The sequence below is a fragment of the Mammaliicoccus sp. C-M13 genome (assembly GCF_022386845.1).
Classification (GTDB): domain Bacteria; phylum Bacillota; class Bacilli; order Staphylococcales; family Staphylococcaceae; genus Mammaliicoccus; species Mammaliicoccus lentus.
In genome coordinates, this window is sequence record NZ_JAJNHQ010000005.1 from 1 (window position 1) to 16,401 (window position 16,401).

General features: G+C 31.0%; 16 protein-coding genes and 1 pseudogene. 4 read left to right on the forward strand and 13 right to left on the reverse strand.

All coding sequences use genetic code 11. From position 1 onward, the window contains the following. Window positions 1-235: 235 nt before the first annotated feature. From LQ615_RS04975 to LQ615_RS05010, 8 genes and pseudogenes are all read right to left on the reverse strand, one after another. Complete coding sequence (locus LQ615_RS04975; RefSeq protein ID WP_147641145.1) at window positions 236-1,387, reverse strand: polysaccharide deacetylase family protein; 1,152 nt, start codon at window positions 1,385-1,387, stop codon at window positions 236-238. Window positions 1,388-1,472: 85 nt separating this feature from the next. After that, entirely contained in the window at window positions 1,473-2,126 is a 654-nt protein-coding gene (locus LQ615_RS04980; protein WP_064204972.1) for a CPBP family intramembrane glutamic endopeptidase, read from the reverse strand. Between the two features lie 87 nt (window positions 2,127-2,213). Further along, window positions 2,214-3,258: pseudogene (locus tag LQ615_RS04985) on the reverse strand (sensor histidine kinase). After that, complete coding sequence (locus LQ615_RS04990) at window positions 3,259-3,930, reverse strand: response regulator transcription factor (protein ID WP_239704026.1); 672 nt, start codon at window positions 3,928-3,930, stop codon at window positions 3,259-3,261. 13 nt (window positions 3,931-3,943) lie between these two features. Then, the gene (locus tag LQ615_RS04995) at window positions 3,944-4,381 is read right to left on the reverse strand and encodes a DoxX family protein (protein ID WP_017000656.1); all 438 of its coding nucleotides are present in this window, start codon (window positions 4,379-4,381) and stop codon (window positions 3,944-3,946) included. A 71-nt stretch (window positions 4,382-4,452) separates the two neighbouring features. Continuing rightward, window positions 4,453-4,929 (reverse strand): DM13 domain-containing protein, encoded by a 477-nt coding sequence (locus LQ615_RS05000; protein ID WP_239704008.1) that lies wholly within the window; start codon window positions 4,927-4,929, stop codon window positions 4,453-4,455. A 92-nt stretch (window positions 4,930-5,021) separates the two neighbouring features. After that, complete coding sequence (gene rpiA, locus LQ615_RS05005; RefSeq protein ID WP_239704009.1) at window positions 5,022-5,702, reverse strand: ribose-5-phosphate isomerase RpiA; 681 nt, start codon at window positions 5,700-5,702, stop codon at window positions 5,022-5,024. 211 nt (window positions 5,703-5,913) lie between these two features. Then, window positions 5,914-7,056, reverse strand: a complete 1,143-nt coding sequence (locus tag LQ615_RS05010; RefSeq protein ID WP_064204966.1) for an NADH-dependent flavin oxidoreductase — start codon at window positions 7,054-7,056, stop codon at window positions 5,914-5,916. A 339-nt stretch (window positions 7,057-7,395) separates the two neighbouring features. On the opposite strand from LQ615_RS05010, the gene LQ615_RS05015 reads away from it, so the two are divergent. Genes LQ615_RS05015 through LQ615_RS05030 form a run of 4 tightly spaced genes read left to right on the forward strand, consistent with a single transcriptional unit; the run spans window position 7,396 to window position 10,916 of the window. Continuing rightward, window positions 7,396-7,842: a PTS sugar transporter subunit IIA gene (locus LQ615_RS05015; protein ID WP_064204965.1), complete on the forward strand. Its 447-nt coding sequence runs from the start codon at window positions 7,396-7,398 to the stop codon at window positions 7,840-7,842. A 10-nt stretch (window positions 7,843-7,852) separates the two neighbouring features. Continuing rightward, complete coding sequence (locus LQ615_RS05020; protein ID WP_218688603.1) at window positions 7,853-9,259, forward strand: PTS fructose transporter subunit IIC; 1,407 nt, start codon at window positions 7,853-7,855, stop codon at window positions 9,257-9,259. Next, a complete protein-coding gene (locus LQ615_RS05025) occupies window positions 9,259-10,122 on the forward strand; it encodes a ketose-bisphosphate aldolase (protein WP_216683645.1) in 864 nt (287 codons plus the stop codon). The genes LQ615_RS05020 and LQ615_RS05025 overlap by 1 nt, the downstream gene beginning before the upstream one ends. A gap of 23 nt (window positions 10,123-10,145) precedes the next feature. Continuing rightward, window positions 10,146-10,916, forward strand: coding sequence for a DeoR/GlpR family DNA-binding transcription regulator (locus tag LQ615_RS05030; protein ID WP_218688602.1), 771 nt, complete (start codon window positions 10,146-10,148; stop codon window positions 10,914-10,916). Window positions 10,917-11,103: 187 nt separating this feature from the next. Here LQ615_RS05030 and LQ615_RS05035 read toward each other — a convergent pair whose 3' ends face one another. The 5 genes from LQ615_RS05035 to desA form a co-directional block, all read right to left on the reverse strand. Further along, window positions 11,104-12,465: a PTS ascorbate transporter subunit IIC gene (locus LQ615_RS05035; RefSeq protein WP_064211206.1), complete on the reverse strand. Its 1,362-nt coding sequence runs from the start codon at window positions 12,463-12,465 to the stop codon at window positions 11,104-11,106. Window positions 12,466-12,486: 21 nt separating this feature from the next. Then, window positions 12,487-12,771 (reverse strand): PTS sugar transporter subunit IIB, encoded by a 285-nt coding sequence (locus LQ615_RS05040; protein WP_239704010.1) that lies wholly within the window; start codon window positions 12,769-12,771, stop codon window positions 12,487-12,489. Between the two features lies 1 nt (window position 12,772). Continuing rightward, on the reverse strand, window positions 12,773-13,213 hold the full coding sequence (locus tag LQ615_RS05045; RefSeq protein WP_239704011.1) for a PTS sugar transporter subunit IIA: 441 nt from the start codon (window positions 13,211-13,213) through the stop codon (window positions 12,773-12,775). 2 nt (window positions 13,214-13,215) lie between these two features. Continuing rightward, a complete protein-coding gene (locus LQ615_RS05050; protein ID WP_345772343.1) occupies window positions 13,216-15,162 on the reverse strand; it encodes a BglG family transcription antiterminator in 1,947 nt (648 codons plus the stop codon). Between the two features lie 209 nt (window positions 15,163-15,371). Further along, window positions 15,372-16,349: a Delta(5) desaturase DesA gene (gene desA / locus LQ615_RS05055; RefSeq protein ID WP_239704013.1), complete on the reverse strand. Its 978-nt coding sequence runs from the start codon at window positions 16,347-16,349 to the stop codon at window positions 15,372-15,374. Between the last annotated feature and the right edge of the window lie 52 nt (window positions 16,350-16,401).

A 16,401-nucleotide genomic window follows, 5' to 3' on the forward strand; every position in this document is an offset into this window, starting at 1 on the left:
AAAAATCAAACAGATTTATTTTGTTAATACATTCTAAAAAACCAATGGTTGATTACTTCTAAAGATATTACACATAAATATGGACTTGACTGTATTTTCCATAATTTTAATATGATTTCATCCTAAGTACATGAGATAATTACCTCTAACAGGCTAGTTATTTTTATCTAGCTCGTTACATTTTCTAATAGGCTAGACTTTTCAAACAAGCACGTTAGCTCTGTATTTTCCAAACTTAAAATTGACCTCCACTACTATCACTACCACCTTTAAAGTATTTTCTTTCTTCTTTATTAAATACTTGTTCTGGGTCCATATATGGCTTTAATTTATATTTTCCTTTTGATAAATTCAAACCATCTATTGCAATTCTATCTTGTGTAACGGCATGGGGTGTTAACTGTTCATATTCTTGTGGTCCAACTGATGTTATCAGTTTAAAACCTTCTTTTTCTGATAAATACTTAAATGCTGGAGAACCAATTTCTACTCTTGCTCCGAAAGGATAAATGAATAAATCAGTCTTACCTATAATCGGTTCTACTTCTTTCTTCCATCTCTTCGTATCTTGAACAATTTGATTATAACTACTATTTGTAAAGTTTATATGGCCATAAGAATGACTGCCAAATTGCCACCCGTCACGCTTCATGACTTTCACTATTTCTTTAGCGTCTTGCTTTCTTTCTTCATAGTCTTTACTGTCTAATTCATTTGTACGATAACCCAGTACGCCCTCGTAGCCTGTTAATGCAACAACACCTTTAGCGCCTTTATAAGAGAAATCTTTATGTTCTTTAACATACTCATTTAAAATTGGTACAATTGCTTCTTGTGAAGATTTAACGGTCTTCCCGTGATCATCTGTTGATTCTGAAATCACTTCTTTATTTTCATTTAATACGAGTCGATTAACATTACCATTTTTACGCATATAGTCGTAATAATTCATATCATCAATTGACAAAATTAAAGGTTTTTTTCCTTTTGGTAATTTTAACTCTTTCTTCTTAACTTTATCTCCTGAAAAATCATATGCATCATGAGGATCTATTAAAATATAATTATTCTTATGCAGTTCTTTAATGGCAGCTTCAAATTCATGTGTTGTTAACATCCAATCAAAATATCCTTTTGCTTGTTCTCCTGTAAACGCACGTTTAGGATAAGGTACATTAGGATGGACAAACAAGTGATGGATAACGCCATTATATGGTTCCAAACTTTTTTCATCTTCTTTATCTTGTTTAGCATCATATTTTTGCGAAACTTTATTTTCAGTAGCCTTCTTTGGTGCTTTATTCGTTTTCTGTTCATCTTGTTGACAACCGGAAAGTACTGTTACGATAACTATTAAATATATAATACTGTTTAGTATTTTTTTCAAGAAGTCCCCATCTCCTTTTTAAATATATTTATAGTTATAATACTAGCGTTATTTCCAATTAATGTAAAGTGAGGTAAATAATAATTTAATTATAAAATAATATAAAGATTAAAATATGTAGAAGATTATTGAATGCGTGGCATAGTATGGCAAGTTCAAAACGCTTAGTCAAAATATAAATTGCGCCAAATACTAAACCTAACCCACAATAAATTAAAAATTCCCCGACGTTTAAAGGTCCATGTATCAAGCCAAATAGAACACTAGACACTATATATCCAACTAATAAATGACCTCTAAAAATACCTTTCATAATAAGCATCCTAAAGATGAGCTCTTCAAAAATCGGTCCTAAAATTACGAAAATTATAATGGATATCATGATAGGTAAATATTTTAAATCTTGATAAACCTCTAATTGATTATGTGGCTGACCAATTATTAATGAAATTGACCAGTAAATAACAAGACCAATTAAAGTAGCACATAACATATATAACAAATATGTACGTTTAATTGGCTTTACTTCAAAAATATTTAATTTAAACTTTTCTATAAGATATAGTGACAACCCAAATAACACAACGCCTAAAAGCAATATCCATAAATTTTGAGCCAGACCAATAGAAGTGTACGCTCCAGTTAGCATGATAATGAGTAATATAGATTGCCAAAATACATATTTATATCTTTTTGTAGATATTGGATTCGTATCATTTAATACTCTGTTTAAGTTCATTTTATTCTTCCCCATTTTTAATAAAGCCATCCCTAATTTATATCAATTCTTTTATATTATTATACCAATAATCTTAGTTAAACACTTTTATTTCATAGGAATTTTTAAAATAAATGAAGATCCAATATTAATTTTACTTTCAACTTCTAAAACACCATCCATTTGATGTGCTAAATTTCGCGCAATATACAAACCTAACCCTGACCCGCCGGTAGTCTTGTTTCTAGATTCTTCAACTCTATACGTTCTATCAAAAATACGGTTTAAATGTTCGCTCGCTATACCCGTCCCATCGTCAGACACAGTTATAACAAGAATATTCCCCGCTTCTTGATTCACTTTTAACTCTATTCTTGAACCAAGGCCTGTAAATTTTATCGCATTATCAATAATATTCAATAAAATACATTCTAATGGAACCCGATATTGTTTAAAGGATTGCACCTCATCACATAAATTAACATCAATCGTTCTCGATTCGCACGCGGCTTGTTGTTCATAAGTTTGTAATATAGAAACGAACAACTTATCTATATAAATCGTTTCAAGTTCATAATTGTTCCTTGAAACAGTATTCAAACTCATAACACTCGTTAATTCATCAAACATAGTAGCTATTCTTTGCGATTGCTTAATTAATACATCGTAAGCTTTATTTTGCTCCTCTTCTGTTGAAATAACACCATCTTTGAGACCTTCCGCAATATGAGGTAATGCTTGCTAAAGGTGTTTTTAAATCATGTGATAAATTTTGTACCATTTCTGATTTTTCCTGTTGTTCATGCTTCACTTGTTCAATTTGTATTTCAATATTTCGTGCCATCGTATTAAATGAATGACTAAGTTCTCTCATCTCTTTCGGACTATCAATATTAAGTTCTGTTTCATTATAATGACCTTGGGCTACACGTTTTGTCTGCAAATTCATTAAACGAATCCGTCTGACGAGTGGATTAATAAATAAAATACAAATAGCCGTTGTTAAACAACTTGCGATAATAGCGCTTATAGTTAGTAACAACGTTGTATGAGCATCGAACCACATCCATTTATATGCAACCGTTAAGATGGCTGTCGTTAACACAATGCTACTTATAAATGCAATTAATATTTGAGTTCTGATTGTTAACATTTATTTCGCCCTCTCGAATTTATATCCCAATCCCCAAACTGTCGTAATAACATAATCGTGGAAATCTTGTCGTTCTAACTTTTCTCTAATTCTACGTATGTGTACATTCACTGTATTCGCATCTTCGTAATAGTCATATCCCCAAACTTTCTCTAATAATTCAGATTTAGAAATAACTGTTTTTTCACGTTCAGCTAAATACCATAATAAATCAAATTCTCTTACACGTAGTGGAATCTCTTCATCGTTTATTTTCAATACTTTCTCTTGCTTACATAATGTCATGGAATCGAATGTTAAATAATCTTGTTTATTAAATTTTCTACTACGATTTAATAAATTATGTGATCTTAAAATTAATTCTCTAGGACTGAAAGGTTTCTTTATATAGTCATCTGCCCCTAAAGTTAAAGCATAAATTGTGTCATTTTCTTGTGTCTTTGCTGTTAAATAAATAAATGGAATATCAAGACTTTGTTCTCTCATCTTCTTAACCACTTCATAGCCATTTACCTCAGGCATCATAATATCCAATATCATCAAGTCAATAGAATCATCTATTTGCTCAATTGCTTCTTGTCCATTGGTTCCTGTAATTACTTGGTGCCCTTCATATTCAAAATACGTTTTACAGATATCCAGAATATCTTGTTCATCGTCTACGATTAGTATTTTTGCCCTGTTGTCATCCTGCTTCCTTCTTATTAAACTTATTGATAAATGTTTTTACAGATGTTGAATTAATACATTCTTTATTAAGCGCAATAAATATAAATCCAGATAATTGTACAGGGTATGTAAAAATCATATCTGCTAGAATGTTATTAATCATAATAAATATACCAAATAGAGCTGCAGAATACTCTAGGAAACCTATGATGAGAGCCAAACCAATCATTATTTCACCAATAGGAATAATCCATTCCCAATAAGAAGTGTAAGGTTCAATAATAATTTTAAAGAAATGTTTATACCATTTTGGAGAGTCTTGATTCTGTGCAATGACTTTAGTAAGACCACCTAAACTGAAACCACCTGTTAACTTTTCATAACCTTGTCTTAAAATGTATATGCCACTTACAATGCGTATGATTAAAAATATAATTTGATATAATTTTTTCATGATGTTTTCTCCTTTATATAACATGATAGGGAAAAACGGTTTACCCGAATTCCCCTAATAGAAGTAATTTTTTATTTTAATTTGGCACTACCGAATGTTACATGCGCTTTATTACAATATATTGTTACTTCGTTATATTTTGAAACATCCATATCTTTTAAATCAAAAGTTTGTTCCATTTTGTCATAATCTACTTTATCAATTTGTATACCGTTCTCAACATCGCCATCTTTTGTTAAATAAACATGTAAGTCTGGACCTTTAGAAGATTTATAATCAGTAAGCATTAATTTATGATCTTTAATAGTTGCTTTACCTTCAACCATTTCACCATTCATAGACTTAAACATACCAGACATCATCATATCGTCTTTTTTCATATCTTTATCTTTCATGTCCATGTCTTTATCTTTCATCTCTTTGTCCTTCATATCCATGTCTTTGTCCATTTCTTTATCTTTCATTTCACTTTTTGTTTCCATTTTTTCGTCTTTTTTCATATCGTTATTACCACATGCACCTAATAAAATCGTAGTTGAAAATTTCATTTAACACATCTCCTTTTAATTTGATATGTTAATTGTATAAAGTACAACTCTATTAAACCATTAACTGTTTATTAACTACCATAAAGTAATTCTTAAATATTTATTTCATTAATTTCATTTGTTGCACTTCGACTTACGAGTACTTTTTTAGTCATGTTAATAAACAATCCTGTTTCTACAACTCCAACTATAGATTTAAGTGCATAATTTAACTGTTCAGGGTGATGAATTTCTGAAAAATCACAATCAAGAATATAATTTTGATTATCAGTAACAAAAATCTCTTCTTCTTTTTTTCTTAAAATTGCTTTACATCCTAACGACTCTATAGATTGCGCTGTAATTTTCCATCCAAATGGTATGACCTCTATCGGCAACTTAAACTTACCAAGTATTTTGACTACTTTTGATTCATCTACAATAACGATAAATTTCTTAGCTGCATCAGCAACTATTTTCTCCCTTAATAGCGCACCGCCGCCACCTTTAATCAATTGTAAATTCTCATCCACTTCATCTGCACCATCAATTGCGATATCTAAACTTCTTATTTCTGAAAAATCACTAAGAGGAATTTTAAATTTTTTAGCCCATTCTGCTGTTTTTTCAGATGTAGGTACACAAACAATATTTAATCCTTCTTTAACCCGCTCACCTAAATGTTTAATAGCATAATACATCGTAGACCCAGTACCTAGACCTACTTTCATATCATCTTCTATATATTGAATAGCCTCTATCGCTACACTTTCCTTTAACTCATCTTGATTCATTATGGACACCTCAATCTATATTTATATGTTTAAAATTCAACTTAACATCATTATAAATATACATAGTGCAAACATCCTAACGTATTGATTGAGAATACTTTGATATTTCATAAAAAATCACCCATAAAAATTAGAATTGAATCTAAATTTTATGGGTGACTATCATTTTATATTTATTTTGTAGGGTATCTATGTGAAAACATACAAATTATCATTTTGTATTTGAAGGTTCTTCATCTGTTCTTGGTAACGGGTAAAAACCGGCATTAAATTGTTTCCATAATGGTTCTGTTAATTCATGTTTGTCTGTTCTTTCAGGATCGAACATAGATACAATTTCATCTTCTTTGCCTTGTTTAATTTTGCTAATGAATTCGTAATCTAATAGCAATTCTCTACCTAAAGCGATAAGAGGTGCACCAGTTTCAAGAGCAGCGATAGCATCATCAGCTGTAAATATAGAGCCAATACCTATTAATGGTAAACGTCCATTTATCCAGTCTAACAATAATTTAACACGTTGTTCTCCTTTATATTCACCTTCTCTTGTTTCAGAGTGAATATCCATTAGAGATACGTGTAAATAATCTATCGGTTTTTCAGACAATGTTTTGACAAGTTGTTCAGTTAATTCCATAGAAATACCTGGAGATTCCACTTCTTCTGGAGAAAAGCGATAACCTACTATAAAATCTGGTGTAGCATGTTCATTTACGACTTTTGTTACTGCATCTACAACTGCTAGAGGGTAACGTAAATGTTCGCCCCACTCATCATCTCTTCTATTGTAGTAAGGAGAGAAGAATTGATGGATTAGATAGTGATTGGCACCATGAATTTCAACGCCATCAAATCCCGCTTCAATTGCGATACGTGTTGCTCTTGCAAATGATTCAATAGAATGTTCAATTTCTTCTACAGTTAAAGGTCTAGCTTTATGTGTCTCTTTTTGACCGAACCCTCTAACTTCTACTTCACTCGGTGCAGCAACGTCGCCATCAGGTGTTAAACCAGGTAGTGACATTGCACCGCCGTGATGAATTTGAATTAATGCTTTAGCACCATTTTTCTTCATAACTTCAGCTTGCTTAGATAATCCACTTATATCCGCTTCTTTAGAAACAGAAGCTTGTCCAGGAAATGCTTGACCAAGCGGTTCAACATAACTTGCTGCAGTCAAAGCAATCCCAACATCTTGAGATCGTTTTTCTATATATGGTAATTCAATATCAGAAATACTGCCATCATCATTAGAAGACACATGTGTTAAAGGCGCTAACACAAATCTATTTCTTAATACTACACCATTCGGTAATTTTAGTTCTTTAAATAAAGGTTCATATTTCGCATTCATTTTTTAAGTCCTCCTTATGAAATAACACTATAACATCATTATTTTAGAAGTTACTAATTTAATGCTTATAGCTATGGTAGGAATTTTATATATTGAAATTCCTTATATAAAATTAACAATAATTATTATTAATTTTTGTATTCTGTATTTGTTTTTAATTACTTCGTTAAAGAAATACATTTTTATTTAATTGAACGATTTCATTCATAATTATTAACTTTTTGACTTACATTTATCACTAATGACATAAACCGTTCAAACTATTGAACACTATGAATCCTATTAATATGCTTATACCCAATTAGTAAGCGCTTACTAAAGATACAAGGAGGTGTTATAGTGAAGATTTTTGAACTTATTGATAAAAATACTTTTATTTTTGACGAAACAATTTCTTCTAAAAGTAAACTCTTTAATTCACTCACAGAAATATTAGATGAACACGGATATTTAAAGAACAGGAAAAAGTTTCTAAAAGATCTACTTAAACGAGAAAGTATAGTTTCTACGGGGATTGAAGATGGTTTCGGTATACCTCACGCCCAATCTAAATATATAAATAAACCTATTATTACTTTTGCAAAAACTTCTAAAATTAGTGATTACAAAGCATTAGATGATTCTGAAATTAACATAGTTTTTCTTATTGCATTACCAAAAATTGCACAAGCTTCACACTTAGATTTATTAAGTGAATTGGCTCGTCTTTTGATGAATCCAGATTTTCGACATGACATTAAAAATGCTGAACAAGCAGATGAAATTTTAGATATTTTATCTGTATAGGAGGAATATTATGAATATCATTGGAATTACAGCATGTCCTACAGGTATAGCCCACACTTATATGGCTGCTGAAAAATTGACTAATACTGCTGAAAACCTAGGTCATAATATAAAAATTGAAACACAAGGTTCAAAGACTGAAAATATTTTAACTGAAGATGATATAAATAACTCAGATTTAATTATTTTAGCAATAGATAAAGAAATCGATTTAAGCAGATTCTCTGGAAAAAAAGTCAAAAAGATTTCAACAGCACAAGCAATTAAAATGCCTGAAAACATTATAGAAGATGCTATAAATGATATCGATATGACAAATATTGAAAATAATGAAAGTAATACAAATAATAAATCAGGTATATATAATCACTTCATGAATGGCGTAAATTATATGCTCCCATTTGTAATTGCAGGTGGTATATTAATAGCCATCAGTTTTGCTTTTGGTATAAATTCTGCTGATCCTGATTCAGAATCATATAATAGATTTGCAGCTGCACTTTCTAAGATAGGTGGAGATACAGCATTCCAATTAATGGTTCCAGCTTTATCTGCTGGTATTGCTTCTTCAATAGCTGGCAGAGCAGGTTTTGCGCCTGGTTTGGTTGCAGGAACTCTTGCAACAGTTGATGGATCAGGATTTTTAGGGGGAATGATTAGCGGGTTAATGGCTGGTTATGTAACAAATATTTTAGCAAATAAAGTTAAAATACCAAAATCAGTATCTGCACTTTATCAATTAATAATTGTACCACTTTTTTCTATATTTATAGTGGGCATTGCAATGATTTTCCTAATCAACACTCCAATATCATGGCTACTAGATACACTGACTCACTGGTTAAATGGTTTAGGACAGTCATCTGGTATGTTATTCGGCTTATTAATTGGAGCTATGATGGCAGCAGATATGGGAGGGCCTATTAATAAATCGATTTCTACATTTTCTATAGGATTAATGTCAGCCGGTGTTAATGCGCCTATTGCTGCTTGTATGGTAGCTGGTATGACTCCTCCACTAGGTCTAGCTTTAGCGACACTTATTTTCAAAAATAAATTCACTAAAGAAGAAATAACATCTGGAAAATCTTGTTGGGTATTAGGTGCGTCATATATTACAGAAGGAGCGATACCTTTTGCCGTTGCAGATCCGCTTAGAGTCATCCCTAGTCTTATATTAGGCTCTGCAACTGCAGCGGCAATATCTATGAGTGGTGGTGTAACTTCTTTAGCTCCTCACGGAGGTATATGGATTTTATTTATTCCAAATGTAATTAATCATATATTTATATATATCATCGCCATCATTAGTGGAACAGTGGTTACAGCTTTGTCAGTTGGGTTACTAAAGAAAAAAATCACTTTTGAACAAAAAGAGAAATCAAATGAAATTATTAAAAATAAGGTGGAGTTATAATGTTATATAATATGAAAGATTTACTAAAAGTTGCAAATGAGCATAAATTTGCTGTTCCTGCGTTTAATATATCTAGTTTTGATATGCTTAAATCAATTATGGAAGAAGTTGAAAGGCTAGAGTGTCCTGTCATTCTAGAAATACATCCAGATGAAATTGAATATTTAGGAAATAATTTTGTGTCAATTGTAAGAGCTTATGCCCTTAATAGTAAAGTTCCAGTCGTTATTCATTTGGATCATGGTAGTACACTGTTCGATGTTACAAGGGCAATTAGAAACGGTTATACTTCAGTAATGATTGATGCTTCTACTCAATCTTTCGAAGATAATATTTCTATTACTAAACAAATAGTTGAGTTAGCACACAATGTAGATGTTTCAGTAGAAGCAGAACTAGGTACAATAGGAAATAATGGTTCTAGTGAAGGTGGAACTGATGAAATTATATACACAGATCCTGATCAGGCAGAATATTTTGTTAAAGAAACCAACATTGACACATTAGCAGTAGCCATTGGTACATCACACGGGTTATATCCAAAAGGAAAGAAACCAGAATTAAATATAGAGTTACTTAAAGAAATAAATTCAAGATTATCTATTCCTATTGTATTACATGGTGGCTCTGGAAATCCTGATGAAGAAGTACGTGAATCTGTTCTTTATGGTGTGGGTAAAGTAAATTTAAGTTCTGATTTAAAAAGTGTCTTTTTTGAACAAGTTAGACAAACTTTAATTGATAATAAGAATATGTATGAACCTAATGAAGTTTACCCAGAAGCAAATAAAAAATTAAAAAAAGTAGTTGAATATAAAATGAATTTACTGAACACTATAGGTAAAGCAAAATTATATAAGTAATTTCTACAAAGGTGGTTAAATCCATGCTTAAAATAATAGAAGAACGTCAACAAATTATAATCAATCATTTAAAGATTGTTCAATTTTCAAGAATACAAGACTTGATAGAACTCGTAAAATACAGTGAAGCTACTGTTAAAAGAGATTTGATAGAATTGGAAAAAAAGGGCCTCGTTAGAAGGACTCGTGGTGGAGCTATGATTATCGATAATCAAAAAATAGATTTGCCTTATTTAATGAAAATAATTAACTTTAATGAACAAGATAATAAACATAAATTAGCAGAGAAAGCCAAAGACCTTATTAATGACGATATGGTAATATTTATAGATTCAAGCACCACTACTTTACATTTAATTAAAATGTTAGCTAAGTTTGAAGGTTTACAAATTATTACGAATGGTGTTCTTACTGCTTCATTATTATCAGAGTTTACTGACGCTCATATTAATATTCTAGGTGGGACAGTTATAAAAAAAAGAAATACCATAAATGGTTCTAAAGCTTTTAATGATGCCTTAACTTATTATGCAGATATCTCTTTTGTATCATGCAGAGGATTTGATTTTAAAGAAGGAGCAACTGAAACTACAGAAGGAGAAGCATTGATTAAACAGGCCTTTAGAAGGAATTCTAAACACTTAGTGTTACTAGTAACTGATGAAAAATTCAACAATAAATATATTCATAAAAGCTTATCTTTACAAGATGTAGATACCATAATTACAGATTATAAACTAACTCAAGACTCTATTAACTTATTACAAAAAAATAATATTAAATGGATACTTTAATTTCTATCAATCAGAGTAATTTCAATTAACAAAAAGATTTGTATAGACACACCAATCCCCTCACTATTTCCATTAGTGAAGGGATTTTTAGTTTAGTATGTCAACTTATCATTTTACTAAAACTGTTTAGCCAAACAAAGTCCATACTCTGTTGACAGGATAATATATATCAAATAAAACGATATATTTATGATTTTTCTTCAGACAGTTTATTATTAGCTCGTCTTTGCAATAGTACACCTAATAAACCAATGATAATTACTAATGCAATAACGCCAGCAATGCCTAAGAACTTAGTAATATATCCGACTACAATTCCTACTGCTAAGAAATCAGTATCTGAGAATGTTGTGGAAGCTGCTCCTAGATCTCCCATAAATGGTATGAATAGCAATGGTAAAAATGTAATTAAAATACCATTCAATGCTGACCCTGCAACTGCTCCTTTTATACCTCCTCTTGCGTTACCAAATACACCTGCTGTAGCTCCTAAGAAGAAATGTGGTACAACTCCTGGCAGTATAACTACTCCACCGATTAAGAACATAATAAGCATTCCGATTACACCAGTTATAAAACTAACGAAAAATCCTATCAACACAGCGTTTTGAGCATATGGAAATACGATAGGACAATCTAATGCTGGTTTAGTATTTGGCACTAATTTCTCTGATATACCTTTGAAAGCAGGTACAATTTCAGCCAAAATCAAACGTACACCTGTTAAGATAATAAATACACCTGCAGCAAAAGTTACACCTTGAATAACCGAGAACACAATAAAGTTTTGACCGTCACTTAGTTCAGCGTGTACATATTGTGGACCTGCAAATAGCGCTGCAATTATATATAAGACAATCATCGTTAATGAAATACTAATTGTACTTTCTCTAAGAAAACTTAAACCTTTTGGAAATTTAATATCTTCAGTTGATTTAGATTTCCCAGAAAATAATTTACCTATTTCTCCAGCTGCCCAGTAACTCACTGTTCCAAAGTGACCGATAGCGACTTGATCAGATTTAGTAATTTTTTTCATTGTAGATTGGCCAAGTGCTGGAAGTATTGCCATAATTAATCCTAATATAATAGAACCCATAACAACTGTTAAAGTACCTGTAATATTACCTACTGTTAATAATATTGCTAAAAATGCAGCCATATAAAATGTATGGTGACCTGTTAAGAAAATATATTTTAAGTTTGTGAACCTTGCTATAAGTATATTTACGACCATACCGAACATCATGATTAAAGCGGCTGTAGTCCCGTAATCTTTTAATGCTATAGATATAATCGCTTCATTATTTGGCACCACCCCTTGAACGCCAAATGCTTCTTGGAACATCTTACCGAATGGTTCTAATGACTGAGTTACAACGTCTGCCCCTGCACTTAATACTAAAAAGCCTAATATCGTTTTAATTGTTCCAGATGTAATATCTGCTCCTGATTTTTTCTGAACAATCAAACCTATGAACGCTATAAGCGCTACTAGAATAGCGGGCTGACTCAAAACATCTACAATAAATCCTAATATTGAATTCATAATGCCCTCACCCCTTTATAGTTAAATAATATTCATTTCAGTTAATTTTTCGCTTAGTTTATTTTGTAATTCTTCTTTATCTAATATGTTATCTAATACAACAACTTCACCTAATCTTTGCGCGTTTTCTTCTAAATCTCTTCCGCATATAAATAAATCTGCCATATCAGGACTAGCTGTCATAATATCACTGTGCTCTACCTTTACATCAGATGGTGCTTGTAAATTTCTCAGAGCTTCTTGTGCATTCATTTCAACCATAAAACTACTTCCTAAACCGTGTCCACATACTACTAAAATTTTCATATTAATCATTCTCCTTAAATATATTTATTATTTCTTCAGAATTTTTTGCTTCTATTAATCTATTTATTCTTTTTTTATCACTTAGTTTAGTTGCTAATTGTCTTAAAATATCAAGATGGGCTTCATTATCAACAGCGCTCAAGACAAATATTAGTGATGCATAATGTCCGTCTTCAGAAAAATTAATGTGTTCGTCTAATTTCAATAGACTTAGACCTACTTTTTCAACATTGTTGCCCGGTCTTGAATGCGCAATAGCTATTTCAGGAGCTATAACAATATAAGGCCCCATTTCATGCACGCTATCTATCATAGACTCTACATATTTTTGAGTGAAATACCCTTCAGCTAACAAAGGTTTAGAAGCTAGTTGTATACTTTCTTCCCAACTGTTAACCTTCTGTCTTAAAAGGATATGTTCTTCCTTAATAAAATCTGTCACGTTTATATTTCCTCCTTACTATGACTAACAGAATGAATGAGCTCTATAATTTTTTCTTTATTTCCATTTAGTAGTTCTTTTCTTTTTTCTTCATCCATTATTAAATGACTAAGTTGCCCTAATGCATTTAAATGTATTTGCGCTTGACTAGTTGCTAAAATAATAATAATTTTAACTGGATCATATCTCTCGTGACCAAAAGTAACACCATTTTTAAAATGCATTATAGACATACTTACAGGGACATTTACATTTTCAAAGTTCGAATGTAGTAACGCAATATTAGGTCCAATGACCATGTAAGGTCCAAATTTATCTAAATGCTTTATAATGTCACCTGCATAAGCTGCATTTACATGCCCTTCATCTATTAATACTTTTACACTCTCTTTTATAGCGTCATCTCTGCTTTTACCTATGACATTAGTTTGAATATGATTGAAAGGAAGTACATCTTCTAAAGTTGGACCTATAGTTTTATAGCTTGAAACGTACCTTTCCCTAAAGTCATTAATCAGTTGATTTAATCGCTCTCTATCTTCTCTGTTAAGAAAAGGAGATACTTCTATCGTCGGAACAGAAAAATCTTCGACAGGTACAGTAGACAGAATATAATCCACACCATGGGACTGTAGAATTTTTTCAGTAATCTCATAGATAGAAAAAGCGTCTAAAATTTCAAATTCAGGATAAATATTTTTTATACGACTTTTTAATAATTGTGAAGTGCCAACACCTGAACCACATAATAATATGACCTTAATTTGTGTTGTTTGTTCACTAGATAACCGTTCAATAGAAGAAGCAAAATGTAATACAAGATAAGCTACTTCATCATCGCTAAATTCTATATGAAAAGGATTCTCTAATACGTATATTTGTTGTTTTACCGCGTGAAATAATTCTTGATATTCATCAATGATTTCCCCTTTTAAAGGATTAGAATGTGCCATGTTAAATGTCATTCTATGAATTGCGGGTTGTAAATGTGTGATTAAACCAGTCATTAGCTTATGATCATGAATTAGGGGTATACCTATTTGTGCACTTACTTTTTGGATGAATAATTTTGAGATTTGAGTTATATTTTTGTGTTCTTGATACTCATGGTAAGAAGTAACACGAGCGCCTAATAAATGTAATGTAATAAAAGCTGCTTCACTTTTAGGAAACTTAATTGGGAATATTTCTTCTAATTGCTGAGTAATTTTGATCGCAATTTCAAATACATCAGTTTGTCTCAAACGTTCGTATTCTTCATCTGGTATTTCAAACATATACTGTTCCTTAGCCCGATGAATAGCTATTATTATGTGATATATCAATCCATCGATTCCTACTTGTACGAGATGAAAATCTTCTTCATTTAAAATATTGATTACAGTCCGTCTTATTTTTTCTAAATCTTCTTTAGAAAAGTTTTTCATACCGATGTGAGGCGTAGCTTTTCTAAAATACTCGCTTACGATATTTGCGTATGCTTCTCTCAAGTTTTTTTCATTACCTTCGATTATAAAACCTTTATTTTTCTTATATTCTAGAAGTAATGAATATTTACCTAGCCATTCCTGTACAGATTTCAAATCTTCTACTACTGTTCTTCTAGATACGTTTAAAATATCCGCGAATGTTTGAGAATTAATAGGTTTAGAAGATTCAAACAACCTCAATATAATTTGTTCTTTTCGTTCAATTTTAGAAAAATGTACATCCATTTCTACGTTAGACTCAGATAAAAAACTAGTTTCGTCTTGAGATGTAATTTTTACACCTAAACTCTTACTGCGTTCGATTTTAATTTTTAATTGGTCTGCAAAAGATTCAATATATTCCAAATCATATTGAATTGTGCGTTCTGAAACTTGAAATAAAGATGCTAATTCAGTAATCGTTATAAAATCTTTAACGGGTGATAAATGAGATACGATGTTTCTTTGACGTTCACTCAACAATCAAATGACCTCCCTAGTTATATTGTAAGCGTTTACCGATACTTTTAGATGTGTAAACTTCTTCGTTTAATAATCCGAAACATTTCACATCAAAGCAAGTAAAAATATTAAACGTAATTTGGATATTTGTAATAATTAAACAAAAAACCTGCCGACAAAGTTTATACTTTATCGACAGGCTGGAATATATTATTCGATTTCAATTATTATACATGTCTAGTTTTAAAACGACGTGTATACTCTCTAAATGTAATAAAACATTTATTTTTTTCGTCGTATAATTTATATTTTAAAGATTCTAGACTATCTTTAATCGTGATTGTCGTCGCGTGTTGTAATGGTGGTGTCTTCTCGTGTGCTTGTTCTAATTGATAGTTTGGTATTCTTGGGCTTAAATGATGAACATGATGGTAACCAATATTACCTGTCATCCATTGAAAGACTTTAGGTAATTTATAGAATGAACTACCTTCAATCGCTGCTTTAACATAATCCCATTCAGATGATTCTTCAAAATATGCATCTTCAAATGTATGTTGAATGTAAAATAACCAAATACCCATCATACCTGCAATAAATAACATTGGTAATAAAACGAGCATAAATGGAACTGCTCCTACTAGGAAGAACATTCCAACGTAGAATAAAAGCAATACAATATTATGCATCCAAGTATTGCGCTTTTCCTTAGGTTTAGCATCTTTAGCATTCATTCTATTTGAAATAAGCATCAAGAATATTGGTCCTAATATAAACATTACAAACGGATGTCTATACATACGATATTTAAATTGAGTAAATTTAGAAGCATCACGATATTCTTCAATTGTCATTACCCAAATATCACCAATACCACGTTTTTCTAAATTACCACTGCTTGTATGGTGAATGATATGTTCTCTACGCCATTTTTCATAAGGGAAAAATGTCATAAGACCAGTTATATTCCCTAATAAATCGTTGTTCTTTTTCTCACTTAAGAACGATCCATGACAGCAATCATGGAAAATTATAAATGTTCTAATTAAAAATCCTGAAGCTAACACACCACATAATATCGATAACGACCAATGTAATTGATAACTTAAAAATCCACCAGTTACCAATAATACAAGTGGTATTATTGTATTTATAATTTGAATAGTACTTTTCTTTAGATTGTTGTTTTCAAACGGTTTGACCATTTTGCGAAGCAACTTCTTCTTTTCTTTTTCGATATTTTTCCACGTCCCTTTA